Below are 410 nucleotides of genomic sequence, written 5' to 3' on the forward strand. Positions count from 1 at the left end.
GCCTACCACCTGGGCGCCGTGGTGGACCCGTCCAACAACCGCCAGGAGCTCATCGAGGACAACAACTCCTCCTCCGGCTACCGCATCGGCGTTGGCAACCGGCCGGACTTCGTCATCACCTCCGTCACCGGCCCCACCAGCGTCCAGGACGGTCAGCCGCTCACCGCGCAGGTGACGGTCTGCAACCAGGGCACCAACTCCGGTGACTCGCAGGTGGAGCTCTACCTGTCCGCTGACGCCATCATCCGGACCAACACCACGCCGGGGCCGATGGAGGACTCCTTCGTGGGCAATGCCCCCACCGGCTGGCTCATGCAGGGCCAGTGCGCCACCGTCTCCATCCAGGGCTCGGCCTGGCTGCCTCCCCCGGGCCTCCAGGGCGCCTACCACCTGGGCGCCGTGGTGGACCC

At 69.5% G+C, this 410-nt stretch carries 1 protein-coding gene; it reads left to right on the forward strand.

All coding sequences use genetic code 11. The features are described 5' to 3' along the window. On the forward strand, window positions 1–410 hold a 410-nt coding region (locus G4D86_RS51935; protein ID WP_275899254.1), incomplete at both ends, for a CARDB domain-containing protein.

The sequence above is a fragment of the Pyxidicoccus caerfyrddinensis genome, assembly GCF_010894405.1.
GTDB lineage: Bacteria > Myxococcota > Myxococcia > Myxococcales > Myxococcaceae > Myxococcus > Myxococcus caerfyrddinensis.